The sequence below is a fragment of the Kineococcus sp. TRM81007 genome (genome assembly GCF_022669155.1).
GTDB lineage: Bacteria > Actinomycetota > Actinomycetes > Actinomycetales > Kineococcaceae > Kineococcus.
Genome location: NZ_JALBVB010000060.1, coordinates 43939 through 68724, shown reverse-complemented (window position 1 = coordinate 68724; position 24786 = coordinate 43939). Strand labels below are relative to the sequence as shown.

The 24786-nt window shown below is 75.0% G+C and carries 25 protein-coding genes; 11 read left to right on the top strand and 14 right to left on the bottom strand.

All coding sequences use genetic code 11. From position 1 onward, the window contains the following. Window positions 1-33: 33 nt before the first annotated feature. Together MN205_RS19470 and MN205_RS19465 are read left to right on the top strand one after the other, a co-directional pair. A complete protein-coding gene (locus MN205_RS19470; protein ID WP_242130100.1) occupies window positions 34-1605 on the top strand; it encodes a methyl-accepting chemotaxis protein in 1572 nt (523 codons plus the stop codon). A gap of 56 nt (window positions 1606-1661) precedes the next feature. Then, entirely contained in the window at window positions 1662-2480 is an 819-nt protein-coding gene (locus tag MN205_RS19465; RefSeq protein ID WP_242130099.1) for an RNA methyltransferase, read from the top strand. Here MN205_RS19465 and MN205_RS19460 read toward each other — a convergent pair. The 8 genes from MN205_RS19460 to MN205_RS19425 form a co-directional block, all read right to left on the bottom strand. Beyond that, complete coding sequence (locus MN205_RS19460) at window positions 2428-2844, bottom strand: SRPBCC family protein (RefSeq protein ID WP_242130098.1); 417 nt, start codon at window positions 2842-2844, stop codon at window positions 2428-2430. The two genes, MN205_RS19465 and MN205_RS19460, sit on opposite strands and share 53 nt — an antisense overlap. Before the next feature lie 3 nt (window positions 2845-2847). Beyond that, window positions 2848-3396 carry a YbaK/EbsC family protein gene (locus tag MN205_RS19455; protein WP_242130096.1) on the bottom strand — a complete coding sequence of 183 codons (549 nt, stop codon included), beginning with the start codon at window positions 3394-3396 and terminating at the stop codon, window positions 2848-2850. Continuing rightward, window positions 3393-3908: a YbhB/YbcL family Raf kinase inhibitor-like protein gene (locus MN205_RS19450; RefSeq protein ID WP_242130094.1), complete on the bottom strand. Its 516-nt coding sequence runs from the start codon at window positions 3906-3908 to the stop codon at window positions 3393-3395. The genes MN205_RS19455 and MN205_RS19450 overlap by 4 nt, the downstream gene beginning before the upstream one ends. 172 nt (window positions 3909-4080) lie before the next feature. After that, entirely contained in the window at window positions 4081-4485 is a 405-nt protein-coding gene (gene fliW, locus MN205_RS19445; RefSeq protein WP_242130092.1) for a flagellar assembly protein FliW, read from the bottom strand. A gap of 35 nt (window positions 4486-4520) precedes the next feature. After that, window positions 4521-5435: a flagellar hook-associated protein FlgL gene (flgL, locus tag MN205_RS19440; RefSeq protein ID WP_242130090.1), complete on the bottom strand. Its 915-nt coding sequence runs from the start codon at window positions 5433-5435 to the stop codon at window positions 4521-4523. A gap of 37 nt (window positions 5436-5472) precedes the next feature. Next, window positions 5473-6819, bottom strand: coding sequence for a flagellar hook-associated protein FlgK (flgK, locus tag MN205_RS19435; RefSeq protein ID WP_242130088.1), 1347 nt, complete (start codon window positions 6817-6819; stop codon window positions 5473-5475). Between the two features lie 13 nt (window positions 6820-6832). Then, window positions 6833-7324, bottom strand: a complete 492-nt coding sequence (gene flgN / locus MN205_RS19430; protein ID WP_242130086.1) for a flagellar export chaperone FlgN — start codon at window positions 7322-7324, stop codon at window positions 6833-6835. Between the two features lie 232 nt (window positions 7325-7556). Continuing rightward, entirely contained in the window at window positions 7557-7925 is a 369-nt protein-coding gene (locus tag MN205_RS19425; protein ID WP_242130085.1) for a hypothetical protein, read from the bottom strand. Between the two features lie 232 nt (window positions 7926-8157). Here MN205_RS19425 and MN205_RS19420 point away from each other — a divergent pair, with 232 nt between their 5' ends. Then, the gene (locus MN205_RS19420) at window positions 8158-9048 is read left to right on the top strand and encodes a sigma-70 family RNA polymerase sigma factor (protein WP_242130084.1); all 891 of its coding nucleotides are present in this window, start codon (window positions 8158-8160) and stop codon (window positions 9046-9048) included. Between the two features lie 17 nt (window positions 9049-9065). On the opposite strand, the gene MN205_RS22185 is transcribed toward MN205_RS19420, so the two are convergent. After that, on the bottom strand, window positions 9066-10034 hold the full coding sequence (locus MN205_RS22185; RefSeq protein ID WP_242130083.1) for a DUF559 domain-containing protein: 969 nt from the start codon (window positions 10032-10034) through the stop codon (window positions 9066-9068). A gap of 377 nt (window positions 10035-10411) precedes the next feature. Between MN205_RS22185 and MN205_RS21310 the strand changes: the two genes are divergently transcribed. The 4 genes from MN205_RS21310 (at window position 10412) to MN205_RS19390 (ending at window position 14225) form a co-directional block, all read left to right on the top strand. After that, a complete protein-coding gene (locus MN205_RS21310) occupies window positions 10412-11617 on the top strand; it encodes a flagellin (RefSeq protein WP_305037246.1) in 1206 nt (401 codons plus the stop codon). 127 nt (window positions 11618-11744) lie between these two features. After that, window positions 11745-13250 (top strand): flagellar filament capping protein FliD, encoded by a 1506-nt coding sequence (gene fliD, locus MN205_RS19400; RefSeq protein ID WP_242130082.1) that lies wholly within the window; start codon window positions 11745-11747, stop codon window positions 13248-13250. Between the two features lie 181 nt (window positions 13251-13431). Continuing rightward, window positions 13432-13857 carry a flagellar export chaperone FliS gene (gene fliS, locus MN205_RS19395; protein WP_242130081.1) on the top strand — a complete coding sequence of 142 codons (426 nt, stop codon included), beginning with the start codon at window positions 13432-13434 and terminating at the stop codon, window positions 13855-13857. Continuing rightward, a complete protein-coding gene (locus MN205_RS19390; RefSeq protein WP_242130080.1) occupies window positions 13854-14225 on the top strand; it encodes a hypothetical protein in 372 nt (123 codons plus the stop codon). The genes fliS and MN205_RS19390 overlap by 4 nt, the downstream gene beginning before the upstream one ends. 78 nt (window positions 14226-14303) lie before the next feature. On the opposite strand, the gene MN205_RS19385 is transcribed toward MN205_RS19390, so the two are convergent. Further along, complete coding sequence (locus MN205_RS19385) at window positions 14304-15515, bottom strand: EAL domain-containing protein (RefSeq protein WP_242130079.1); 1212 nt, start codon at window positions 15513-15515, stop codon at window positions 14304-14306. A gap of 165 nt (window positions 15516-15680) precedes the next feature. On the opposite strand from MN205_RS19385, the gene MN205_RS19380 reads away from it, so the two are divergent. Next, window positions 15681-16256: a hypothetical protein gene (locus tag MN205_RS19380; protein ID WP_242130078.1), complete on the top strand. Its 576-nt coding sequence runs from the start codon at window positions 15681-15683 to the stop codon at window positions 16254-16256. A gap of 87 nt (window positions 16257-16343) precedes the next feature. Next, window positions 16344-16904 (top strand): Uma2 family endonuclease, encoded by a 561-nt coding sequence (locus MN205_RS19375; RefSeq protein WP_242130076.1) that lies wholly within the window; start codon window positions 16344-16346, stop codon window positions 16902-16904. A 2-nt stretch (window positions 16905-16906) separates the two neighbouring features. Here MN205_RS19375 and MN205_RS19370 read toward each other — a convergent pair whose 3' ends face one another. The 4 genes from MN205_RS19370 to MN205_RS19355 are packed head-to-tail and all read right to left on the bottom strand — an operon-like array spanning window position 16907 to window position 23101. Continuing rightward, window positions 16907-17068: a M15 family metallopeptidase gene (locus tag MN205_RS19370; protein ID WP_242130075.1), complete on the bottom strand. Its 162-nt coding sequence runs from the start codon at window positions 17066-17068 to the stop codon at window positions 16907-16909. Between the two features lie 19 nt (window positions 17069-17087). Next, a complete protein-coding gene (cydC, locus tag MN205_RS19365; RefSeq protein WP_242130074.1) occupies window positions 17088-20537 on the bottom strand; it encodes a thiol reductant ABC exporter subunit CydC in 3450 nt (1149 codons plus the stop codon). Then, window positions 20534-21607, bottom strand: a complete 1074-nt coding sequence (gene cydB / locus MN205_RS19360; protein WP_242130073.1) for a cytochrome d ubiquinol oxidase subunit II — start codon at window positions 21605-21607, stop codon at window positions 20534-20536. Before cydB ends, cydC begins: the two co-directional genes overlap by 4 nt. A 27-nt stretch (window positions 21608-21634) precedes the next feature. Continuing rightward, complete coding sequence (locus MN205_RS19355; protein WP_242130072.1) at window positions 21635-23101, bottom strand: cytochrome ubiquinol oxidase subunit I; 1467 nt, start codon at window positions 23099-23101, stop codon at window positions 21635-21637. 163 nt (window positions 23102-23264) lie between these two features. On the opposite strand from MN205_RS19355, the gene MN205_RS19350 reads away from it, so the two are divergent. Then, a complete protein-coding gene (locus tag MN205_RS19350; RefSeq protein ID WP_308220316.1) occupies window positions 23265-23666 on the top strand; it encodes a BlaI/MecI/CopY family transcriptional regulator in 402 nt (133 codons plus the stop codon). 45 nt (window positions 23667-23711) lie between these two features. Then, a complete protein-coding gene (locus tag MN205_RS22180) occupies window positions 23712-24686 on the top strand; it encodes a M56 family metallopeptidase (RefSeq protein ID WP_242130071.1) in 975 nt (324 codons plus the stop codon). The last annotated feature ends 100 nt before the right edge of the window (window positions 24687-24786 follow it).

Sequence of the window (24786 nt, the reverse complement as noted above, 5' to 3'; positions counted from 1 at the left end):
GGCCCCGACGGCCGACGAGGAGAGCGACACCCCATGAGCGCACAGCGCACCCCCCGCACGGCGTCCCTGACGACGCGCATCGTCGGCTCGGCCGGTTGCCTGGCCCTCGTCGCCGCGGTGCTCGGGGTCACCGGTGCCGTTACCAGCGAGCAGCAGGCCGACGACCTGCGCGAGCTGAAGGGGCACGCGCTGGCGCTGCAGGAGGTCACCGAGGAGGTCGCCCTCAGCAGCGCGCGCGCCACCGCCCTCACCCTGGTGGTGCAGTACGTGCCCGGCGGTCAGGCCAGCGCCGCCGCGCTGCAGGCCGGCACCCAGCAGCGCATCGACTCCGTGGAGCGCCTGCAGCAGCTCGCCACCGGCCGCGACGCCGAGGTCGCCGACCACCTCGCCCGGCAGATGGCGATCATGCAGGAGCAGGGGGCGAAGGTCCTCGGCGCCCCGGACGCCGCGAGCCGGCAGGCCGCGAACGAGGCGTACACCGCCGCTTCCGCCGCCTTCGACGCCGACGTGGCCGCGCTGCAGGAGAGCACCGCCGCCGCGGTGGAGGCAGCCGTCGCCGCCAGCACCGACCGCGCCGAGAGCGCCGTCCTGACCACGCTCGCCCTGCTGCTCGCCGGCCTCGCCGCCTCCGGCGCCGTCACCGCCGTCGTGGTGCGCCGCGTCCGCACCGACGCCGCGGCCCTGGCGCGGGTCGCGCAGGCCCTGGACGCCGGGGACCTGACCGTCACCTCCGGCATCGAGCGCGGCGACGAGCTCGGCCGCACGGCCGCCGCGCTCGACCGCGCCGTGGAGCGGCTGCGCGGGGAGATCGCCTCGGTCGCCTCCGGGGCGGAGACCCTGGCCCGCAGCTCCGAGCAGCTCGCCGCCGCCTCGGGGGAGTCCAGCGCCGCCTCCGAGCGCGCCGCCGTCGCGGTCCGCACCGTCAGCGCCGACATCGGCACCGTCACCGCGAACCTGCACGCCGTCGCCGCCGGCTCGGACGAGATGGGCTCGGCGATCCGCGAGATCTCCGCCTCGGCCGCCGAGGCCACCGGTGTCGCCGCCCAGGCCGTCGAGGCCGCCGAGGCGACCACCGCCACCGTGGCCCGGCTCGGGGAGTCCTCCGCGGAGATCGGCGACGTGGTGAAGGTCATCACCGCGATCGCCGAGCAGACGAACCTGCTGGCCCTGAACGCCACCATCGAGGCCGCTCGCGCCGGCGAGATGGGCAAGGGCTTCGCCGTCGTCGCCGGCGAGGTCAAGGAGCTCGCCCTCCAGACCGCCCGCGCCACCGAGGACATCGGCCGCCGGGTGGGCACCATCCAGGCGGACACCTCCGGCGCGGTCAGCGCCATCTCCTCCATCACCGAGGTCATCGCGCGCATCAACGACCTGCAGACCACCATCGCCTCGGCGGTGGAGGAGCAGACCGCCACCACCTCCGAGATGGCGCGCTCCATCGCCGAGGCGTCCGGCAGCACCGACCGCATCGGCGCCGGTGTCGACGGCGTGTCCGCGGCTACCGACGCCACCGACCGCTCCGTCGCCTCCACGCGCGCCGCCGCCGACGAGATCGCCGGCGTCACCGGCCAGCTGCGCACCCTGGTCGGCCGCTTCCGCCTGTGAGCCCGCCACCCCCTCGCCCGGCGACCCCGGGTGAGGGGGTCCGGTAGCGTCCCGGCGTGCCGCGGATCGAGCTCGACGACCTCACCGACCCGGCGTACGCGGACCTGCTGCGCGACTACACGTCCCTGAAGGACGTGCAGCTGCGTGCTCGCCGCGAACCCGCCGAGGGCCTCTTCCTCGCCGAGGGCGTCGAGGTGGTCCGGCGCGCCCTGGCCGCCGGGCACCGGCCCCGCTCGTTCCTGCTCAGCCCCGCGCGCGCCGACGAGCTCGCCGACGTCCTGCCGGAGGACGCCCCCGTCCTGCTCGCCCCCGCAGCGGCGTTCGAACGGCTGACCGGCGTGGACCTGCACCGCGGCGCCATCGCCTCGATGCACCGCCCGCCGCAGCGCACCACCGCGGACCTGCTGGCCGCGCTCGGCCCCGGACCGCGCCGCCTCCTCGTCCTCGAGGACGTCGTGGACCACACCAACGTCGGCGCCCTCTTCCGTTCCGCCGCCGCGTTCGGCGTCGACGGCGTGCTCGTCAGCCCCCGCTGCGCCGACCCGCTCTACCGCCGCAGCGTGCGGGTGTCCATGGGCACCGTCCTGCACCTGCCGTGGGCGCGCGCCACCACCTGGCCCGGGGACCTGGACCTGCTGCGCGGCAACGGTTTCACCGTGGCGGCCCTGGCGCTGGCCGACGATTCGGTGGAGCTGGGGGAGTTCCGCGCGCCGGAGCGCCTCGCGCTGCTGCTGGGCACCGAGGGCGACGGGCTCAGCCGCCGGGCGCTCGCCGGCGCGGACGTGGCCGTGCGCATCCCGATGGACGAGCGGGTGGACAGCCTCAACGTCGCCGCGGCCAGCGCGGTGGCGCTGTGGCAGACGCGTCCCCGCTGACGAGGCGGCGCAGGGCGATCCACGCCAGCGGCGCGTACGGCGCTCCCAGCAGCGCGGGGGACAGTCGCAGCTCCGTCAGGCTGCCGCCGGGCACCGCGAGCACGCGGTGCTCCAGATCACCGGTCAGCGGGCCGGCGCCGACCCGCCAGCGCCAGGTGCGCGACGCCTCGTCGACGACGGTGACCTCGAACGGCACCCGCGCCCCCAGGGGTGCGTGCACGGTGCCGGTGACGCCCGCCGCGATGCGCGTGGCGGAGCAGTCCACCCCGGTGATCTGCGGCGACCACGACGGCCAGCGCGACGGCACCGCGTAGTCCTCCCACGCCGCGTCCGCGTCGCGCCGGCCGCGCGCCACCAGCAGCACCGGTCAGTCCCGCAGGGCGATGTCGGCCACCTCGGCGCCGGGCAGCGCCGCGACGTCCGCGCCGCGCACCACGAGCTTGGAGCGGCGCAGACCCGAACCGATGAGCACCCACGGCGACTCCGCCACGGCGCGGTCCACGAGGACCCGCCACCCGCCGGGCAGCCCCACCGGGGTGATGCCGCCGAACTCCATGCCGGACTCGGCCACGGCCCGCTCCTGCGGCAGGAACGACGCCTTGCGCACGTCCAGGGCCCGCTTCACGGCGCCGTTGACGTCGGCGCGGGTGGTGGCCAGCACCACGCACGCCGTGACGCGCTCCTCACCGGCGCGCTTGCCGGCCACGACCACGCAGTTCGCCGACCCCGCCGGCGGCACCCCGGCCGCCTCCACGAGGGCGGCGGTGTCGGCCACGTCCGGGTCGATCGCGCACACCCACGCCCCCTCCGGCAGCGCCGCCGCCACCTGCGGCGGCAGCAGCCCGGGGTGCTCGGCGGCGGGGAGCAGCTCCAGCGTCCCGGCGACCTCCTGGGCCTCGGCGGGTGCGGTGCTCACCGGGAGTGGACGGGGGCGAGCGTGGCGCGCGCCAGCACGTGACCGAGGGACGTGAACGCGGCGACGGTGGGGGTGGCGTCCTCGGGCAGCTCCAGCGAGTCCACGTCCAGCGCGTGCACGGCGAAGACGTAGCGGTGCGGGCGGTCGCCGGGCGGGGGAGCGGCGCCGGTGTAGTCGGCGGTGCCCGTGTCGTTGCGCAGCACGGTGGCGCCCTCGGGGGCCGGCTGCGAGCCGGCGCCCGTCGGCAGGCTCGTCACGGTGACGGGCAGGTCCACGACCGTCCAGTGCCAGAACCCGGCCGGGGTGGGGGCGTCGGGGTCGAAGACGTTGAGCAGGAACGACTTCGTGCCCTCGGGGAAGCCGGACCAGGACAGCTGCGGGGACGTGTTGCCGCTCGCGTGCGCCTCGGCCATCGGCTCGCCCTCGGCGACGTCGGTGGAGGTCAGCTCGAAGGACGGCACCTTCGGCAGGAGGGAGTACGGGTCGGGTGCGACGGGGCGCTCGAGGTCCATGGCCCGACCCTACGAGCCGCCCCCGGCGCCCGCAGCCCGCCCCACCTCACCCCTGCGGTGATCACGGATGTTGTCACTTCCTTGATCACCGCGAGGTCGGGGGAGGGGAACGGGGGAACGCGACAGGCCCCCGCCGCGGGGTGCGGCGGGGGCCCGACGGGACCGGGTGACCTCAGACGGCGGGGCGCAGGGGAGCGCGCAGCGGCAGGTCGCTGCCGGTGAGCACCGTCTGCGCCGCCTGCATCGTGCGGTGGTTGATCACCACGGGCGCGAGCAGGTTGACCGTCGCGGTGACCGGGTCGTCCCCGATGTTCACCACGCACAGCACCGCGGCCTCCGTGGCGTCGCGCAGGTCGAGGGCGGCGACGGTCTCGTCGTCGATCTCGGGCGCGTAGCCGGGGAAGAAGCGGCCCGGGGCCACGACGACCAGGCGCAGGCCCGCCTCGTCCACGCTGCGCAGCGAGAACAGCGTGCCGTCCTCGTCGAGGGAGACGAGGTGGAAGCGCATGTGCTGCGGCAGTCCCGCGATGGGGGCCACGAACTCGATCGTGGGCGCGGACACGGGGGCGTCGGTCATGAGGGTCACTCTAGGAACTCCTGGGCGCGAGGGGGTCAGCGGAGGAAGTCGAGCAGGGTGGGCTGGATGACCTTGGCGGTGGACTGCAGGGCCGCCTGGTAGGCGGTGCTCTGCAGGTTGTACTCGACGAAGGTCTTGGCGAGGTCCACGCCCTCGACCTCGTCGAGCTGCTGGCCGAGGAAGTCGGCACGGGCGGTGCCGGCCTCCTGCAGCGCGTCGAGCTGGTTGACGCGGGCGCCGATGGTGGCCAGGCCGTTCGTGACCTTGTCGAGGCGGGCGTCGACGACGGAGAGCTTCTCGCTGATCGCGGCACCGTCGGTGCCGTTGACCGCGGCGATCAGCTCGTCGATCTCGGTGAAGACCGAGCCGGTGTCGTCGCCGAAGACCGCGGCGCCGGAGAGGTTCACCTGCACCTCGACACCGGGGGCCACCGCGCGGGTGACGGCCCCGCGGTCGTCGTTGGGCGTGTAGCCGGTGACCTTGCCGTCCGTGTCCGTCACCGCGGTGTAGGCCTCGGTGGCGGTGCTGGTGCCGGCGAAGACCGGCCGGCCCATGTGGGTCGTGTTGGCGCTGCTGACCAGCTGCTCCTTGATCTCGCGCAGCTGCGCGGCGACGGCGGCGCGGGCTCGGCCGTCGTTCGAGCCGGTGCTGGCGGCCTGCACGGTGAGGTCGCGCACCTTCTGCAGCGCGGAGAGCGCGCCGTCGAGGGCGTTCTCCTGCGTGGTCATCCACGCCTGCGCGTCGCCGATGTTGCGGGCGTGCTCGGTGTTGACGGCGACCTGCTCGTGCAGGCGCAGCGCGTTGCCGGCCGCGACGGGGTTGTCGGAGGGCTTGGCGTACGCCTTGCCGCTCGTGAGCTGCTCCTGCAGCTTGCTGCTGCGGGCCTGCGAGGCCTGCAGGTTGTTCAGGGAGTTCAGCGCGATGCTGCGCTGGGTCACTCGGCCGAGCACGGTGTACCTCCTGGAGTCAGGTCGTCGGGGTGGGGGATCAGCGGCCGACGGTGTTGATGAGCGTGCTCAGCGCCTCGTCGATGACCGACAGGACGCGGGCGGCGGCGGAGTAGGCGTGCTGGTAGGCGACGAGGTTCGTCATCTCCTCGTCCAGGTTCACGCCGGAGACGGCTTCGCGAGCGGCGTCGGACTTCAGCGACACCTGCTCGGCGAGCGCGGCGCGGTTCTCCGCCGACTGCGCGGAGGTGGCGATGCCGGTGACCTCCTTGCGCCACGCCGTGGTGACGTCGCGCAGCCCGTTCACGGCGGCCTTCGCGGCGGCGCGGTCGACGGTGTCGGCCGTGCTGTCCTCGAAGTCGGCGGCGCCGTCGGCCAGGCTCAGGTTGCGCGCGGCGCCGCCCTCGCCGGCGGTGACGAGCAGGTCCTCGTTGCCGGTGACCGTCTTCACCGCGGTGTTGACGCCCGTGGCGAAGGCGGTGGCGAACTCGTCGAGCGCCTCCTTCTGGTCGACCAGCGTGGTGTTCGCGCCGTCCAGCAGGCCCTTCAGGGTGCCGGCGGCCGGGGTGGCCGCCATCCCGCCGACGGTGACGGTGAGTTCCGCGCCGATGCTCGCGCCGTCGGGCACGCGGATCGTCAGCGCGGTCGCCTTGTCGCCCGAGACCAGGGCGGCGTTGCCGACGTAGACGTCCACGACACCGCCGTCGCGCTGCACCGTGCGCGCACCCGTGGCGTCGGCGAGGACGCTGAGGTGCTGCTCGCGCTGGTCCAGCAGCTCGTTGGCGGAGCCGCCGGCGGCGAGGGTGCTGCGGATGGCGTCGTTGAGCTTGGCGACGCTCTCCGCGGCCCGGTTCACGTCGGCGGCGACCGACTGCGCCTGCCCGGTCAGGCCCGTGTACTGGGCCTGGAGCTGGTCGTCCATGCCGTTGATCGTCGACACGACGGCCTCGGTGCGGCTGACCACGAGCGAGCGGGCGGCGGCGAGGCCGTCCTCACCGGCCCTGGCGAGGTCGTTCCACGCCGAGGACAGGTCCGTCAGGCCCTTGCTGAGGCCGGAGGTGCCGGTGTCGGCGAGGGCGGTCTCGATGCCCGCCCACACCTGGCTGGCGGCCTTCTGCTCGGCGGCGGTCGCGGAGTCCTGCCGCGCGGTGGCGGTGGCGAGGGCGTCGGCGACGCGGGTGATGCCGGTGACCTGCACGCCGTCGCCGGGCACGTTCGCTCGCGCCCAGGAACCGGTCTCGTTCAGCACGCCGGCGGTCTGCTCGACGCGCTGGCGGGAGTAGCCGGGGGTGTTCGCGTTGGCGATGTTCTGCCCGGTGACGTCCATGCCGCGCTGGGCGGCGCCCAGGGCGCGGGAGGCCTGGTTGATCCCGGAGAAGGTGCTCATCGTCAGGGTCCTTTCAGAGGGCTTCGTCGACGAAGTGGGCGCGCGATCCACCGGCCGACGCGGCCGTGTTCTTGCCCTTGGCGGTGTACGTGTCGAGCGGGGTGTCCAGGCCCAGCAGCGTCTCGCGCAGGGCGCGGGCGCCGGAGCTGAGCAGGTCGCGGTTGGCGTCGGCCAGGGCCTGGATCTCCGCGGTGAGGGTGAGGAACGCGTCGCGGTGGCCGCGCAGCAGCTCTCCCCACGGTTCGGGTGCGGCGGCCGCGAGCGCGTTGAGGCTGGGACCGGCTTCGATCTCCAGCTCGGCGGCGACGGCGTCGACCTCGGCGGCCCGCAGGACCTCCGTGGAGCGGATCTGGTCCATGACGAACTCGACCTCGCGGGTGGCGTGCGCCAGCCAGCGCGTGCGGCCGCTGGCCAGCACGAGCTGCTCCTCCTCCAGCTTGAACAGGAGCAGCTCCAGCAGCTCCCGCTCCTTCCAGAGGATGCCGGAGACCTCGGCGAGTCCCATGCGTGTCCTTCCCGTCGTCGGCGCCTGCTCGGCGCGGCGGGGGCGCCGTCGTGGCGCTCCCTCGTGCTCACCGCACCCATCGGCAGGGCGGCGGGGGAGTTGAGGAGCGTCCGGGTGAGCCCGCTCGCAGCGCGGGACCGTCCCGCCGCGCAGCCGGCAGCAGGACGGCCCCGGTCCACCACCGGGGCAGGTGGTGGACCGGGGCCGTGGGGGGCGGCGCGGGGCCGCGCGGTCAATCGGCCTTGCGGACGAAGAAGGCGTTCTTGCCGGGCTTGCGCAGCGCGTAGGGACGGCCGTCGTCGCGGGCCTTGCGCAGCTCGCGGTGCATCTCGCGGGCGTTGTCCTCCATGGCGGAGGCCACCACGACGGCGTTGACGCCGCGGGCCTTCTCGTTGGGGTCGCGCAGCACGTGGTCGTTGCGGCCGTCCTCGTGCGCGACGGTGAGGAAGTTCTTCGCCGCCAGGGCGTAGAGGGCGCTCACGCGCTCGCCGTGCTTCTCGGCGTAGTCGTCGATGAACGTGGGGGTCAGCTTGCCCCGGCGCGACGCGTGCTCGAGGTCCTGCAGCACCCGGTACAACGGCTTCACGGCTGTCACTCCCACCTCTCGTCATACTGCCGCACCGGTTCGGTGCCGGTGCGCCTTGCGGGGTAACCATCGGCCGGGAGTGCTTGCGTGCTGAACCGTCCCGGCCCGGCCGGGGGGAGGTTCACCCGGTCGCCGCGGGCTCCTCACCGAGCGTGGACGTCACCGGTACAACGGGGTGCGCCGGCGGCGCGCGGAGTCCACCCGGTGGACGCTCAAGGTGACACCGGGCGGTCCCGAGACAACGGGTGTGACCGCAGACGCCACCAGCGCCCCCGTGGAGCTCACCGACGCGCAGCGCGCCGAGCTCGTCGAGAAGCACCTGCCGATCGTCGGCTACATCACCAGCGAGTTCATCGGCCGGCTGCCGTCCCACGTGAGCCGGGACGACCTGACGTCGGCGGGCCTGATGGCGCTGTTCCAGGCCTCCCGCGGCTACGACCCCACCACCGGGGTGCCGTTCGCCCGGTACGCCAACACCCGCATCCGCGGCGCCATCCTCGACGACCTGCGCGGCGCCGACTGGGCCTCCCGCGGGGTGCGCTCCCGCGCCCGCAAGCTCAGCGCCGCCGAGGACCAGCTCACCGCGCAGCTGGGCCGCACCCCCACCCCGGTCGAGCTGGCCGCGGCGCTGGGCGTGTCGGTGCGCGAGCTCACCGAGACCCGCGACGAGTCGCAGCGCGCCATGGTGCTGTCGATGCAGGGCTTCGCCGCCGACGGCGGGTCCATCGACGACCACCTGCCCACCCACACCCCCGGCCCCGAGCAGGAGCTGCTGCACCGCGAGCGCCTCGGCTACCTGCGCTCCGCGATCGCCGCGCTGCCCGAGCGGCTGCGGGTCGTGGTGGAGGGCTACTTCATCGCCGAGCGCCCCATGGCGGAGCTCGCCGAGGAGCTGGGTGTCACCGAGTCCCGCATCTCGCAGATGCGCGCCGAGGCGCTCGCCCTGCTGCGCGACGGCATGAACACGCACCTGTCGCCCGAGATGGTGCAGCCGGCCACCGGCTCGGCCCCCGCGGTCAAGCGCAAGGAGGCGTACTACGCCGCCGTCGGCACCCAGTCCGACTTCAAGGCGCGCCTGGCGCTGTCCGCCTTCGGCGCATTCGCCGCGCCGGCGCCCGTCGCCGCCCGCACCGCCTGACCCCGTCCGCGTCCGCGTCACCCCGGAGCGCCCCGCCACCTCGTGGCGGGGCGCTCCGTCGTTCCCGGGGCCGCAACACTGCACTGGGGTGCCTCACGCACCACCGCAGTGGTGGATGAGGCGTCTTGCTGCAGAGTTCTGGTCCGCCTGGGCCGTGGCCGCAGCCACGGTGGTCCCAGGCGCAGCACGCGCTGGACGTCCTCGGCGATGCGCGAGCCGCGCCGCACCACGTCCTCGTAGGTGAACCGCAGCACCACGACGCCTTGCCGCAGCGCGGCCCGGTCACGGCGGCGGTCCTCCCGGTAGGCGCCCTCGCGGGAGTGGTAGGCGTGCCCGTCGAGCTCGACGGCCAGCCAGCCGTCCACCAGGAGGTCGACGCGGCCCACGCCCGGCAGGTGCACCTGTGAACGCACCCGCAGGCCCGCGGTGACCAGGTGGACGCGCACCAGCGACTCCAGCGGCGACATCGCCAGCGGGTCGACGAGCAGCAGGTGCTTCCGGCGCGGGTCGCTGGGGTGCAACCGGTCGCGGGCCGCGGCCAGGTCGGCGGGGAGCACCAGGCCCCGGTGCAGCGCGGCGTCGGCGACGGTGACGCCGTCCGCGAGGGGCAGGCACCGCAGGCAGTCCAGGACGGTGCGCAGCACGTCGGTGCGGTGGCCGTCGGAGGGCACGAGCCGGCGGTGGACCACGACATGCGGCCAGGTGCGCTCGCTGCCGCGGGGAGCGGTGACGTGCGGGGTCCGCGGGGGCGTGAACAGGGGCAGTCCGTGGGCGCGCGCTGCCGACGCGCAGGACAGCACCCCGCCGACGGCGGCGCGGGCGACGGCGTCCGGCTCGGCGGAGGGCAGCACGTACAACCCGCGCGCCGGCTGCAGCACCTTGCCGGAGCGCACCGCGGCCGTGAGCGCCCGGCGGGTGGTGCGCTCCAGGAGCGCGACGCTGCGGGCGGCGCCACCGAGGCGCTCCAGGGCGGTGACCGGGTCCACGGTCCGGAGCGTGGACCGCCGGGTGGATCCGCGGGCCGCTGTCCACACGCGTGGGCCGTGCAGGTCGCGCAGCCCGGGGTGTGGACACACCCGAGGGGATGCCGGGCCGGAACCCTGCAGCGAGGTACCCCGGGGACACCGGACGTGGCGCGTGAGTCGCCTCGCTGCAGGCGTCCGGCTTACTCTTGGGGTGCTTGTGACGGGTGGTGCTCCTGAGGCGCCCACGTCACCCGTTTGCCACGCGAAGACCTGCTCAGGTCCGGCTGCTGCGGACCGATGAATGGAGTGTCAGGCACACGGAAGCGCCTGACGAGGCCGGGCCACGGACGGACCGGCTGGACAACCAGTCAGACCCCACTCACGGAGGAATCGTCATCATGGGTCTTCGCGTCAACAACAACATCGCGGCGTTCAACTCGTACCGCAACCTGCAGGCGACCGACAAGCAGCTCAACGGCTCGCTGGAGAAGCTGTCCTCCGGTTTCCGCATCAACAAGGCCGCTGACGACTCGGCCGGCCTGGTTGTCTCCGAGGGCCTGCGCTCGCAGATCAACGGCATGTCCCAGGCCGTCCGCAATGCTCAGGACGGCGTCAACGTCGCCCAGACCGCCGACGGCGCTCTGGGTGTCACGACCTCCATCCTCCAGCGCATGCGCGACCTGGCCGTCCAGGCTTCGAACGGTGGTTCGCAGGACACCAAGGCGCAGAAGGCTGCCAACCTCGAGTTCGGCCAGCTGAAGGCTGAGCTGTCCCGTATCGCTGACACCACCGCCTTCGGTGGGCAGAAGCTGCTCGACGGCTCTTACGCGGGCCAGTTCCAGGTGGGTGCTAACTCTGGCGAGCAGATCTCCGTCGCTCTGGGCGAGACGGTCTTCGGTACCAAGGTGAACGGGGTGCCTGCTGCCAAGGCCTCGATCACCCTGGACGCCAGCGCGCTGACCAACAACGGTACGTTCGACCTCACGGTCGGTGCGACCGACCACCCGATCACGCTGGACGGTTCGCCGACGGCTGCTGAGATTGGCGCATCGATCCTGACGGCCATCGGTGCCGAGAACTTCACGGTCACCGTCACCGGCACGAACATCGCCATTGAGGCCAAGACTGCCGTCGACGGCACCTACGACCTCGCCTTCACCGAGGGCACTGTCACTGGTTCTGGTGTCACCGTGGGTACTGCTGCTGCCCCGGGGGCCACCGAGGTCCTGGCGAGCGCCTCCGGGTTCAGCGCGGCTGGTCTCAAGCTCGACGACATCAACCTGATCAAGTCCGGCACCTCCACCATCGCCGAGAACGTGGACGAGGCTCAGAAGGCGATCCGCTACGTCGACAACGCGCTCAAGGGTGTCTCCACTGCTCGCGCCACCATCGGTGCGGTGCAGAACCGCTTCGAGCACGCGGTGAGCAGCCTGAACGTCTCCATCGAGAACATCACCGCGTCGGAGTCGGCCATTCGCGACACCGACATGGCTGCCGAGATGACCAAGTTCACCAAGAACCAGATCCTCTCGCAGGCTGGCACCAGCATGCTGGCGCAGGCGAACTCCGCGTCGCAGAACATCCTGTCCCTGCTCCGCGGCTGAGCATCGGAGCTACGAGGCCGGCTGACGTGAGCTAGCCAGCCGAACCTCACCAGGCGGGGGGCACCGGGAACCCCGGTGCCCCCCGTCCTTTTCTGCATCCGATCCCACCCACGAAAGGAGGGGAATCATGGCTTCTGTCGATGGGCTCGTCAGCGGCATGGACACGACGAGCATCATCTCGCAGCTCATCGCCGTCGACTCCGCGCCGAAGGCGCGCCTGCAGAGCAGCGTCAGCACCGCGCAACTGAAAGTGACCGCTTACCAGTCGGTCAACTCGAAGTTGTCGGCGTTGCAGACCGCGGCGGACAACCTGCAGAAGGCCACCGCGTGGACGCCGGCCAAGGCCACTTCGTCCAGCAGTGCGGTGACCGTGACGGCCGGCAGCACCGCTATCCCGGGGACCATGAACATCAAGGTCACCGGCTTGGCGTCGGCCCGGTCCGTGGCGAGCCCGATGTTCACCCCGGCGAACGGTACGGTCGACCCGACGGCGGCCCCGCTCAGCTACCCGTTGGACGTGGTCCGCAGTGACGGCTCCTACGTGACGCTGCAGCCCAGCAGCGGAACCCTGAGCGAGGTCGTCGACGCCATCAACGAGGCGGAAGGCTTCGGCATCAAGGCCGTGGCCATCCGGGTCGGTGCCGACGCCAGCGGCAACCCGTCGTACCGCCTGCAGATCACGTCTGCCGGCACCGGCACGGAGAACGACTTCAGGCTCGTGCCCCGCGGGTCCGGGCCGGTGGGTACCGCGTCCGACCCTCAGAAGCTCTCGGGCTCGGGTGCCGACGGAAAGTTCACGCCCGCCGACTACGCCGCCCTGGACGAAGTCGCCGACCTGACGCAGCTGAGTGCTGCCGGGAATGCGACGATCCAGCTCGGCGACGGGACCGACCCGATCTCCATCACGTCGTCCACGAACACGTTCGCGGACGTCATGCCGGGTGTGAGCCTCACCGTTTCGGCCGAGACGACCACCGCCGCTACCGTGACCGTCGGCCGGGACTCCAACGCCGTCGCGTCGGCGGTGCAGTCCCTCGTGGATGCTGCCAACGCGGCACTGAAGGACATCACCCTGCAGTCCCGGGCCGGCAGCGTCGGCTCGGACGGCAAGGTGACCGGGGGTGGCACTCTGCGCGGTGACAGCACCATGCGGGCGCTGAAGTCCCAGGTCCTCAGCGCGGTCACCTCCGCCGTGGGCGGCACGTCGGCGGCCACGTTCGGGCTGCAGTCCACCCGCGACGGGGAACTGACCTTCGACAAGACGAAGTTCCTCGAGGCGTACGCGAAGGATCCCGCCGGGGTCCAGGCACTCGTGTCCACCAAGGCCACCGACCCGGCGGCCGCGAGCAAGGGCGTCGTCGAGCGGCTGCGTGAGGTGACCGTCGGAGCCATCGGCGACCTCAAGCTGTCCAGCGCGGCCACCGGCACGCTCACGTCCGTGATCGACGGCCAGAACTCCTCGATCAAGGACTTGACGAGCCGGATCGCGGACTGGGACACCAGGCTCGCGGCGAAGAAGGAGCGCTACCAGAAGTACTACGGCGCTCTGGAGACCGCCCTCGGCAAGCTGCAGAGCCAGTCCACCTGGCTCGCCGGTCAGCTCGGCAGCCTGCCGAGCGGCAGCAGCAGCTGACGACGGTCCCGAGAACGGGCTGGTGGGAGTGCGACAGCACCCCCACCAGCCCGTTCTGCTTTCTCGACGCTCGCCCTTCCCGTCGTCGGCGAAGACGCAGAACGCGGCCTGAACCACTGTATTCCCGGCCTGTCGTGCCGATGGACAGGCAGAACCCCGACAGACCCGGAGGACCACCGAGATGACCTCGACGACGTACGGCCGACGTGCCACGGCGAACCGGTACCTGGCGGACAGCCTGTCCACCGCGAGCCCCGCCACCCTCCTCGTCATGCTGTACGACCGTCTCGTCCTCGACCTGCAGCGCGCCGAGCAGGCGCAGCGCGACGGGGACCGCGAGACCGCGCACGTCAACCTCGTCCACGCGCAGGACATCGTCCGCGAGCTGCTCAGCAGCCTCGACGTGCAGAAGTGGGACGGCGGCCCCGGCCTGCAAGCCCTCTACACGTGGCTCATCCAGGAGCTCGCGGTCGCGAACGTCTCCGGCGACCCCGAGCGCACCGCGGCGTGCCGCACCACCACCGTCGAACCGCTCGCGGAAGCGTGGCGCCAGGCAGCGCTGGAGCACCTCAGCTCCACGCCGGCCACCGGCCACGGGATCGCATGAGCGGTGTCCCGCCCGTCGCGGCCGTCCACGCCAGCGGCACCGCGGAGGACCACTGGCGCGACGCGTGGCGCTCGGCGCTGCGCGCCGTGGAGCTCGACGCCGACGCCGCCGAGGACCTCATCGAACGCCTGCACGGTGAGGACGACGACGTCCCCGAACCGGAACCCCGCGGCGACTGGATCGCCCCCAGCCTGCTCGGCCCCGTCCCGGCCGAATTCGCCGACCGCGCCCGCGCCCTGCTGCAGCGCCAGCTCGACGTCAGCGAGCGCCTCGCCGAGGCGATGGTGCAGGCCCGCTCCCAGCGCCGCGGCCTCGCGAAGCTGGACCGCGCCGAGCGCCCGCCCGTCTTCTTCGACAAGGCCATCTGACCCTCGCCGAGCGAACGACGAACGCCCCCGGACCCTCCACGGGTCCGGGGGCGTTCGCCGTTCCGCGTCCGGGGGCGGTCAGCCCGCCACCGGCACCACCAGCGGCGCAGGCCGCGCCAGGTGGTACCCCTGCCCGTGCGAGACGCCCAGCGCCTGCAGCACCGCCAGCTCCTCGGCCGTCTCGATCCCCTCCGCGACGATCGCCGCGTCGGTGGACTCCGCGAACGTCACCAGCCCCGCGGCCAGGGCGCGTCGCGCCCGGTCGCCGTCGAGGCCGCGCACGAGGCTGATGTCGAGCTTGATGAAGTCCGGCAGGATCGCCAGGACGTGCCGCAGGCTGGCGTAGCCGGCGCCGGTGTCGTCCACCGCCACCCGCAGCCCCGCGGCGCGCAGCGGCTCCAGCGCCGCCAGCAGGCCGGCGTAGTCGTCGATCGCAGCGTGCTCGGTGACCTCCACGACGACGCGGTCCAGCGGGGCCCCCGCCAGCGCCCGGGCCAGGCCCGGGTCGAGGAGGGTGGCGGGGGAGAGGTTCACCGACACGAACCCCGGCAGGTGCGGCAGGCCCGCCAGCGCGGTCCGCACCGCCCGCAGCTCCAACTCCGCGCCGGCGCCCACGCGCGCGGCGTCGGCGAACCACACGTCGGGCGTGGCGGTGCCGGCGGGGAAGCGGCTGAGCGCCTCCGCGCCCACGTGCTGCGACGTGCGCAGGTCCACGACCGGCTGGTACACGATGCCCGGGCCGCCGGTGGCGTCGAGACCCGCGAGGCGGTCCAGGACGGCGCGGCGCCGCGCCTCGGCGGCGTCCTCCTCCTCGACGAGCTCCATGACGACCCCGGCGATCACGCGCAGCACCTCCGCGTCCCGCTCCCGCAGCCCGGCGTCGGGGCGGGAGGACAGGGAGCACAGCGTCCCGTAGAGGGAGCCGTCGCTGCGGTGCAGCGGCACCCCCACGTAGGCGCCGATGCCGCGGGCGCGGGCGCTCGCCGCGGCGCGGTCGGCGCCGGTGTCCGGCACGACGACGGCGTCGCGCGAGCGCACCACCCGCTCGCACAGCGTCCCGGCCAGCGGCTCGGCGTCCCCGGTGCGCACCGGCAGCGGCAGCGGGGTGACGACGGCGCGCAACCGGCGCTGCGAGCCGTCCTGGGCGGCGCCCAGCTCGGCCACGTACGTCAGGTCCGCGCCCATCTGGCGGCGCGTCGTCTCCAGCAGCGCGTCCAGGGCGCAGTGCCGCGCCGCCGGAGAGGCCGCCGGGGAGGAGGTGCGGGGGGTCGTCGTCGTCGCGCTCGTCACCACCTCGGAGGCTTCGGCGACCGCCGCCCGGGGCTTGAGCGCGCGGGTCGAAAACGTCCGTCGTGCGTGCAGTCCGTCACGCGATCGCAAAGCGAATGTCAACACCGTGTAAAGACTCCGGCGTGGCGCGTAACCCCCGGCAGGTCCGCGCCGATGCTCAAGGTGATGACGCTCACGCCCGAGGAGACCGCCATGCCGAGCACCCGCCCCAGCCTCGCCGCCTGCCTCGTCCTGCAGGGCACCAGCACCCCGCCCGCCCTGGAGGCCGACCTGCGCGACCTCGTCCGGGTCGCCGACGAGGTCGTCGTCTACGACACCGCCGACCACGTCGCCCCCGGCACGCCCGCCTTCGCCGCCACCCTGCACCCGGCGGTCACCGTCGTCAGCGGGTTCTGGGCCGACGACCGCGAACGCGCCAAGCAGGCCGCCCTCGCGCACGTCGAGGCCGACTGGGCGCTGTGCGTGCTGCCCGGCGAGAAGGTCCACGCCGACACCGAGGAGCTGCGCCGCGTGCTCGGGGAAGCCGGGGACGCACCGGCGCTCGCGGTGCGGGTGGACGACGTGGTGCGCGGCACCCACCGCTCCGCGCGCCTGCTGCACAAGGACAGCGTCCGGCCCGGCGCGGTGTGCCGGCCCGCCGACGGCCTGGCCGAGGTGCCCAGCCGGCTGCTGACCGTGGAGCAGCCCGTGGCCACCACCGCCAGCGTGCCGCGCCAGCGCGGGGTGTTCGACCGGGTCTGAGGACCTCGACCTCCGGGGCCGCGGCGGTCCCGGCGGACCCCGCTGCGCGCCGCTAGGCTGGTCGCGACCCGCGGGAGGTGCGAGGCGATGACGAGCCAGCCGGTGACCGAGCCGTCCGGGATCGGTCGTGCCCTCTCCTGGGAGGAGTACGAGCGCCTGCCGGAGGACCCGCGTGCCGAGTACATCGACGGACGGCTCGTCGTGAGCCCCAGTCCCAGCGAGCAGCACCAGCGCCTCGCACTGGAACTCGCCTTCGCCCTGCGCGCCGCCCTGCCGCCCACCCACCGCGTCAACGCGGCGTGGGCCTGGAAGCCCGGCCGGGACGAGTTCGTCCCGGACGTCATGGTCTACCCGGTCGAGGAGACGCTCGGGCGTTCCGGAGCGAGGTTCACCGGCACTCCCGCGCTCGCGGTGGAGATCCTCTCCTCGAACCGCGGCGACGACCTGATCTGGAAGGCCGGCAAGTACGCCGCTGCCGGTCTGCCCCACTACTGGGTCGTGGACCCCCGGGACGAGCGCTTCAGCGCCTACGTCCTGGAGGACGGGCTGTTCGTCCCGCGAAGCGTCCTGGAACGCGACGACCCGCCCACCGAGGTGCCCTTCGGCGTGGCGTCCGTGACCGTCGACGTCGCCGCCCTGCTGGGCTGAGGTCAGCCGCCCGAGACGGAGAAGTGCTGGTGGTCCTCCAGCGAGCTCCAGTCTCCGCCCCAGGCGAAGCCCCGCGCCGCGAACGCCCGCACCACCGCTGACGCTTCCCCGGTCACGCCCCGGTCGCGCCCGTCCACGGCGGGGACGGCGGGTGTGCGGCGCATCACCGCGTGCTGGCCGCCCTCACGCCGCCGTGGGGGACGCCACGGCCTCCAGCCGTCCGCCGCGCAGCTCCAGCACCCGGTCCGCCAGGTCCACGCCCTCGTCGCGGTGCGCCAGCAGCAGCACCGAGCGCTCACCCCGCGCCCGCACCAGGTCCGCGACCAGCGCCCGGCCGGTCGCCTCGTCCAGCCCCTCGCTCGGCTCGTCGAGCACCAGCACCGCCACGTCCGCCAGCAGGGCGCGCGCCATCGCCAGCCGGCGCCGCTCCCCGCCGGAGAGCGGGGCACCGCCGTCGCCGAGGCGGCTGTCCAGTCCCGCGGGCAGGGCCGCCAGCCAGTCGCCGAGGCGCACCCGGTGCAGGACGTCGAGCAGGTCGGCGTCGTCGCGGCCGGGGCGGGCCAGCAGCAGGTTCTCCCGCAGGCTCGTGGCGAAGACGTGCTCGTCGTCCGCGACCAGCCCCACCACCGAGCGCACGTCGTCACCAGCCAGGTCCGCCAGCGGCACCCCGTCCAGGGTCACCTCGCCCGCACGCGGGTCCAGGAAGCGCATCAGCACCGCCGCCAGCGTGGACTTGCCGGTGCCGGAGGCGCCGCGCACCGCCACCACCTCACCGGGCGCGAGGTCCAGGTCCACGCCCCGCAACGCCGGTTCCTCCCAGCCGGCCACCACGCCGCGCAGCCGCAGCGCGCGGCCGGCCGGCAGCGGCCGGGGCCCGGCCGGCTCGGTGGCGGTCGCAGGGACGGCGAGCAGCTCGGCGCCGCGCCGCTCGGCCTGGACCGCGCGGTGCCGGGCGCGCACCGCGTCCGGCAGGCCCCGCGTCGCCTCCGCGGCCACGGCCGCCGCCAGCACCACCGCCGCCGCCCACGCCGCCCCCGCGCCCGAGGACGGCGCCAGCGCGGCGGGCCCCAGCACGGCCAGCCCCGCGCCCAGCGCCTGCAGAGCCGCTGTGCCCGCCGCCGCCCGCGCCCGCCGCCGCTCCCCGGCCGCCAGACGGGACACGCTGCGGTGCAACGGCTCCAGCGGCTGCGGCGCGCCGGTGGACCGCAGGTCCTCCACGCCCTCGGCGGTCTCGGCGCCCGCCTGCGCCAGCGCCGCCACGTCGTCGCGGTGCGCGTCGGCGCGCCGCTCGGCCACGCCCGCCACCAGCGGCGCGAGCACCGCCGCCACCACCAGGCCCGGCAGCGCCGCCAGCGCCAGCACCGGGTCCGCCAGGGCCGCCGCGGCCAGCGCGAGGGCCAGCGCCAGCGCCGTGGCAGCCACCGGGTGCCGCCAGCGCAGCAGCGCGTCCACCCGCGCGTCCACGTCGTGCACCAGCTGCACCAGCAGGTCACCGGACCCGCCGGCGCGCCGCCGCGTCAGCGGCCCCGGCACGCGCGGCACCAGCGCCGCCACCACCGCCGCGCGCCGCTGCGCCAGCCGCGCCAGCGCCGCGTCGTGCGACAGCAACCGCTCGGCCAGCACCAGCAGCGGGCGCGCGGTGGCGCTCGCGCGCACCACGACCGCCGCCACCGACAGCGTCAGCACCGGCGGCCGGTCCGCCGCCGTGACGATCAGCCACGTCGCCGTCGCGGTCAGCGCCGCACCCGCCAGCACGGCCGCCGCCCCGGCCACCACGGCCAGCGCGCCGCGGGCCCGCACCGACGCCGTCCACCGCCCACCCGGGGCGGGAACCGTGGTGCCCGCCTCCACCGGGGCGCTCGGCGGGGCGGAGGCGCTGGTCTCCGCGGGGGAGGGGGGAGTGGACGGGCGGGTCAGGGGGACGCCGCGGTCCGCGGCCGCCAGCAGGGCGGGTCGGTGCGCGACCACCAGCACCGCGCACCCCCGCGCCGCCAGGCCGCGCAGCGTCGCCACCACCGCGCGCTCCGACGCGGCGTCCAGGTGCGCGGTCGGCTCGTCCAGCACCAGCCGCCGCGCCCCCAGCAGCACCCCCAGGAAGGTGCGGGCCAGCGCCAGGCGCTGGCGCTGACCGGCGGACAGGCCGCTCGCGCCCTCACCCAGCACCCGCGCCGGGTCCATCTCCGCCGCGGCCGCCATCGCCAGCGCCGCCGCGACCTCCTCGTCCGGCGCCGCCCGGCCCGCGCGCACCGCCTCGGCGACCGTGCGGGCGAACGGGAACGTCGGCCGCTGCGGCAGGTGCGCCACCGCCGCCGCACCCAGCGGGTGCCGCACGGCGCCCGCGTCCGGCACCACCAGGCCGGCCGCCACCCGCGCCAGCGTCGACTTGCCCGCCCCGCTGACCCCGGCCAGGGCCACCAGCTCACCCGGCGCCACCGCCACGTCCACCCCACCGCCGGAACCGGCGCCGCGCGCAGCGGCCACCACGGCGGTGCCGTCGGCGCGCAGCACCCGCACCCCCTCCAGCCGCAGACCGGCGGCGTCCCCGCCGGGACCCGCGACGACGGCGGGGGAGGACAGCAGCTCGTCGACGTCGTCGACGACGGCCGTGGCGTCCGCGGAGTCGTGGAAGCGCGCCCCCACCTCCCGCAGCGGCCGGTACGCCTCCGGCGCCAGCAGGATCACCAGCAGCGCCGTGCGCAGGTCCAGGGTGCCGCCGGCCAGCCGCATCCCGGCCGTCACCGCCACCAGCCCCACCGACAGGGTTCCCACCAGCTCCAGCGCCGTCGACGACAGGAACGCCACCCGCAGCACGCCCAGCGTGGCGCGCCGGTGCGCGTCCGTCGTCGCCGCCACCGCCTGCACCTGCCGCCCGGCGCGGCGGTGCGCGCGCAACGTCGGCAGGCCCCGCACCACGTCCAGGAAGTGCGCCGACAGGGTGCGCGCCGCCCGCCAGCGCCGCCGCGCCCGCGCCTGCGTGGCGCGGCCCAGCAGCACCGCGAACACCGGCACCAGCGGCAGCGTCAGCGCCACCGTCAGCGCCGAGCCGGTGTCCAGCAGCGCCAGCAGCACCAGCACCGTCGGCGGCAGCAGCACCCCCGGCACCAGCGCCGGCAGGTAGCGGGTGAACCAGCCGTCCAGCGCGGGCAGCCCCTGCGCCAGCAGGGCCGTCAGGCGCGCCGCGCCGAAGCGCTGCACCCCCGCCGGGCCCAGCTCCACGGCCCGCGCGGCGGCGCGGCGGGTCAGGTCGGCGCGCACCGCGCTCGCGGTGCGCTGCGCCAGGGCGCTCGCCGCCCACGACGTCGCCGCCCGGGCGACGACGACCGCCGCCAGCGCCCACAGCGCCCGCGCCGGGTCGGTGCCGCGCCACAGGGCCACGACCAGATCGGCCAGCGCGAACGCCTGCGCCACCAGCAGCGCCGCCACGGCCGTCTCCGCGGCGGCGACGGCCGCGACACCGCGCCGCGCGGGACGGGCGTGCCGCAGCAGGCGCGGGTCGACCGGCCCGCGCGGGCGGCGCTGAGCGGCCCCCGCCGGGGCGGGAACGGTGGTCTCCGCCGTCGCGAGGTCGTCCCGAGGGGCGGAGACGGTGGTGTCCGCGAGGTCGCGGGGAGCGGGGGACGTGGGGATCGTCACCGCCCCGAGCGGGCGGGGACGCCGGCCGGGACGGGGCGGCCGCCGCGCGCGGAACCGCGCACCGGGCCGTGGCCGCTGGCCACCCGGCGGCGGAAGACCCAGTACGACCACAGCTGGTACGCCACCACCCCGGGCAGGACCACGACGCCGACCACGGAGATCAGCTCCAGCGCCCCCTGCGAGGCGGCCGCCGCGCGCAGCGTCACGTCCGCCGCCGGCGACAGGGTGCTCGGCAGCAGCACCACCGGGCCGTCGAGGGCGTGCGCGGTGAACACCGCCACCACCGCCACCGCCACCGCCAGGCTGGACGCGGCGAACGCCAGCACCTCCGCGCGGCGCCACGCCGCCACGGCCGCCACCGCCAGCAGCGCCGCCGCCGCGGCCACCGCCGGGTGACCGGCGGCCACGAACACCGCCAGCGCGCACGTCGCCAGCGCCGGGGCGCTCGCCACCGCCAGCCGGCGCGCGCGCACCCGCAGCACCCCGGTGGTGCGCAGCGACAGGAACGTCGCGCCGTGCACGGTGGCCAGCAGCACCCCGGCCAGGGCGCCGAGCACCGCCCACGGGGTGCCCAGCGGCGCGAGCGAACGGGTGAGCCCGCCCAGCGCGCCGCCACCGGAGTGCACCTCGCCGTCGGCGCCCAGGGCCAGGCCGTGCACCAGCACGCCCAGCACGGCGCCCCACCCGGCGGCCAGCAGCAGCGAGGACGAGGCCAGGAAGGCGTCGCAGCGCGCGTGCCAGCTCGCCGAGTCGTGCTTGCCGCGGAACTCGATCGCCACCCCGCGCACGGCGAGCAGCAGCAGGATCGCGACCATCGGCAGGTACAGCCCCGACAGCAGGGCCGCGTACCAGTCGGGGAACGCGGCGAACGTCACGCCGATGGCGGCGACGAGCCACACCTCGTTGCCGTCCCACACGGGGCCGACGGTGCGCACGGCCGCGCCGCGCTCGGCGTCGGTGCGGCCCAGCAGCGGGCCGAGGAACCCGACGCCGAAGTCGAACCCCTCCAGGACGAAGAACAGCACCCAGGCCAGCACCGCGATGCCGAACCAGACGACGGGCAGGTCCACGAGAACTCCAGGTCGCGAGCGGGCGGGTCAGTAGGTCAGGGCGACGTCGGTGTCGTCGGCGTCGTCGGTCTCGTCGGCGTCCTGCCGGTGCGCGGCCGGGACGTCCGGCAGGCCCTTCCGGACCAGGCGGGTGACGAGGACGGTCCACGCCCAGGCCAGCGCGCCGTAGACGAGGGTGAACGCGGCCAGGCTGAGGGCGACCTCGCCGGCGGTCAGGCCGGGGGAGACGCCGTCGGCGGTGCGGTACAGGCCGAACACCAGCCAGGGCTGGCGGCCGGTCTCGGTGAAGATCCAGCCGAACGAGTTCGCGGCCAGCGGCAGCAGGGGCAGCACCGGCACCGACCACAGGACGGTGGAGGCCAGGCGGGTGTCCACCGCGATCGGCCGGCTCTTGCGGGTGACCCACAGGTGCACCAGCGCGACGGCGGCGGCGAGCATCCCGACCCCGATCATGAGGCGGAAGCTCCAGAACGCCGCCGGCACCCAGGGGGTGTAGTCGCCGGGGCCGAACTGCGCGACGTAGGCCTCCTGGAGGTCCTTCAGGCCGGAGATCTCGGCGGTGAAGGACCCCTTGCCCAGGAAGGACAGCACGCCGGGCACCTCGATGCTGAACGTGGGGCGGTCCGAACCGGGCGGGGCGTAGGCGAAGATCGAGAACGGGGCCGAGGTCGTCGTCTCGTACAGGGCCTCCGCGGCGGCCATCTTCATCGGCTGCACGACGGTGATGACCTTGCCGAGCAGGTCACCGGTGATGGCGGTGGCCGCACCGCCGACCAGGGTGGCCCAGGCGCCGAAGCGCGACAGGGTGCGGAACGCGCCGAACTGCTCGGAGCCGGGCTCGTGCCCGCCGCGCAGCAGGTGCCACACGCCCACGGCCATGACGAGCGCGCCGCCGGCCATGACGGCCCCGGCGAGGGTGTGCGGGAACGCGGCCAGGTTCACCTCGTTCAGCAGCAGGTCGCGGAAGCTGCCCAGGCGGGCGCGGCCGGTGGCCTCGTCGATCGTGTAGGCGACGGGGTTCTGCATGAAGGAGTTCGCCGCGAGGATGACGAACGCGGAGATCGTGGTGCCGACGGCGACGACCCAGATCGTCGCCAGGTGCAGCGCGCGGGGCAGGCGGTCGCGCCCGAACCACCACAGGCCCAGGAAGGTGGCCTCCAGGAAGAACGCGAGCATGCCCTCCACGGCCAGGGTGGGGCCGAAGACGTCGCCGTAGAAGCGGGCGAACTGGCTCCAGGACAGCCCGAACTGGAACTCCTGCACCAGGCCGGTGACGACGCCGACGGCGAAGGTGACCATGAGCAGCTTGCCGGTCAGCAGCGCCAGGCGGTCGAAGACCTCCGAGCGCTGCGCGGCGCCGCGCCGGGCGAGCACCACGGAGGTGGTCTGCAGCAGGGCGGCGAACAGCGACAGGCTGATCGACACCGGGACGAACAGGTAGTGGTAGAGCGTCGTGACGGCGAACTGCAGCCGGGTCAGGAGCTCGATGTCCACGCGGGTGCCTCGACGGTCTCGGAGGGGGCGGTCCGCCGCGGCGGATCGTCAACTACGTGCTGTCGTAGATGCGTCCAGGATAGGCCGATCGGCCCCGGATTTCTACGACAGGGGGTAGTACGACGGGTCGCGTTCGTCACACCCGCTCGCGTACCATGCCCCCGTGGCACTGGGAGAGCTCGAACGCGACGTGATGGACCGGCTGTGGGCCGCAGGCACCCCCCTGACCGTGCGCGAGGTCCACGAGCAGCTCGCCGCCCACCGCAAGATCGCCTACACGACCGTCATGACGGTCCTGGACCGCCTCGCCAAGAAGGGCGTCGTGCGTCAGGCGCGCGAGGGCCGCGCCTTCCGCTACAGCCCCTCCGCCAGCCGCGAGCAGATGGTCGCCGGCCTCATGCTCGACGCCCTCGGCGGCGTCGACGCCGTGGACACGCGCCAGGCCGCCCTGGTGCACTTCGTCGGTGGCGTGTCCCCGGCCGAGGCGGCCGCCCTGCGCGACGCCCTCGACGCGCTGTCCCGCCCGCAGGCGCCCAGCGGGGGAGAGACCGCGCCCGCCCCGTGAGGCCGCGCCCGGCGGGGACGCCCGGCGGCGGGCGGTGAGCCGGCGGTGACCGCCTTCTGGTTCGCGGCCCTCGCCGTCCTGCTCGCCGGCCCCGTGCCCGCCCTGCTGGCCCGCGCCCGCTGGACCTGGCAGGTGCCGCGGGCCGCGCTCGTCCTCTGGCAGGCCGTCGCCCTGGCCGCCGTCCTCGCCACCCTCGGTGCGGGCCTGTCGTCGCTGACGATGCTGTTCACCGAGCAACCCGGCCTGCCGTTCCTCGCCCGGCACGGCCTGGCCCAGACCACCCTCATCGGCCTGGGCACCGGCTTCGTCGCCGTCGTCACCGTCCGGTTCTGGGCCGTGGCCGCCCTCGTGGCGGTGCGCACCCGTCGCCGGCGGCGCCGCCACCGCGAGATGGTCGACCTGCTGCACCACCGCGACGCCTCCGCCGCCGTCGACCGCGCCCTGCTCGGGGAGGCGGGCGCCCGCGTCCTGCGGGTGCTCACCGGCCCCGCCCGCGTCGCCTACTGCGTGCCCGGCGTCGGCGGCAACCGCGTCGTCATCAGCGACGCCGTCCTGCGCGAGCTGAGCCCCGAGGAGGTCGGTGCCGTCCTCGCCCACGAGCAGGCCCACCTGCGCGCCCGCCACGACCTCGTCCTCGAGGCGTTCACCGTGCTGCACGCCGCGTTCCCGCGCGTCGTCTCCTCCCGCGCCGCGCTGGACACCGTGCGGCTGCTCGTGGAGATGCTCGCCGACGACGCCGCCCGCCGCCGCACCGGCTCGCTGCCGCTGGCCCGCGCCCTGGTCCAGCTGGCCTCCGCCCCCGGCGAGGGCGCCGGTGGGCAGGGGGAGCTGCGGGTGGGCGCCGACGCCCTCACCCGGGTGCGCCGCCTGGCGCAGGCCCAGCCCGGCGCGGACCGCCGCCCGCCGCACCGCGGGCTGGCCGCCGGCGCCTACGCGGCCGCGGTCGGGGTGCTCGGCCTGCCCACGCTGGCCATCGCCGTGCCCTGGCTCTCCGCGAGCTGGCGCGCCCTCGCCGGCTGACCCCTCACCTCCCGCAGCCGCCGCCCCCGCGCCCGTCCCCCAACACCTCAGCCCGCGGTGATCAAGGAAGTGGCAACNNNCCGCGGGCTGGGGCGGGTGG

What these genes read in the sequence shown, in the direction of transcription:
- MN205_RS19470 (WP_242130100.1), top strand. Translation starts at nt 34, where the DNA reads ATGAGCGCACAGCGCACCCCCCGCACGGCGTCCCTGACGACGCGCATC.
- MN205_RS19450 (WP_242130094.1), bottom strand. Translation starts at nt 3,908, where the DNA reads ATGGACCTCGAGCGCCCCGTCGCACCCGACCCGTACTCCCTCCTGCCG.
- fliW (WP_242130092.1), bottom strand. Translation starts at nt 4,485, where the DNA reads ATGACCGACGCCCCCGTGTCCGCGCCCACGATCGAGTTCGTGGCCCCC.
- flgK (WP_242130088.1), bottom strand. Translation starts at nt 6,819, where the DNA reads ATGAGCACCTTCTCCGGGATCAACCAGGCCTCCCGCGCCCTGGGCGCC.
- flgN (WP_242130086.1), bottom strand. Translation starts at nt 7,324, where the DNA reads ATGGGACTCGCCGAGGTCTCCGGCATCCTCTGGAAGGAGCGGGAGCTG.
- MN205_RS21310 (WP_305037246.1), top strand. Translation starts at nt 10,412, where the DNA reads ATGGGTCTTCGCGTCAACAACAACATCGCGGCGTTCAACTCGTACCGC.
- fliD (WP_242130082.1), top strand. Translation starts at nt 11,745, where the DNA reads ATGGCTTCTGTCGATGGGCTCGTCAGCGGCATGGACACGACGAGCATC.
- fliS (WP_242130081.1), top strand. Translation starts at nt 13,432, where the DNA reads ATGACCTCGACGACGTACGGCCGACGTGCCACGGCGAACCGGTACCTG.
- MN205_RS19390 (WP_242130080.1), top strand. Translation starts at nt 13,854, where the DNA reads ATGAGCGGTGTCCCGCCCGTCGCGGCCGTCCACGCCAGCGGCACCGCG.
- MN205_RS19380 (WP_242130078.1), top strand. Translation starts at nt 15,681, where the DNA reads ATGACGCTCACGCCCGAGGAGACCGCCATGCCGAGCACCCGCCCCAGC.
- MN205_RS19375 (WP_242130076.1), top strand. Translation starts at nt 16,344, where the DNA reads ATGACGAGCCAGCCGGTGACCGAGCCGTCCGGGATCGGTCGTGCCCTC.
- MN205_RS19370 (WP_242130075.1), bottom strand. Translation starts at nt 17,068, where the DNA reads ATGCGCCGCACACCCGCCGTCCCCGCCGTGGACGGGCGCGACCGGGGC.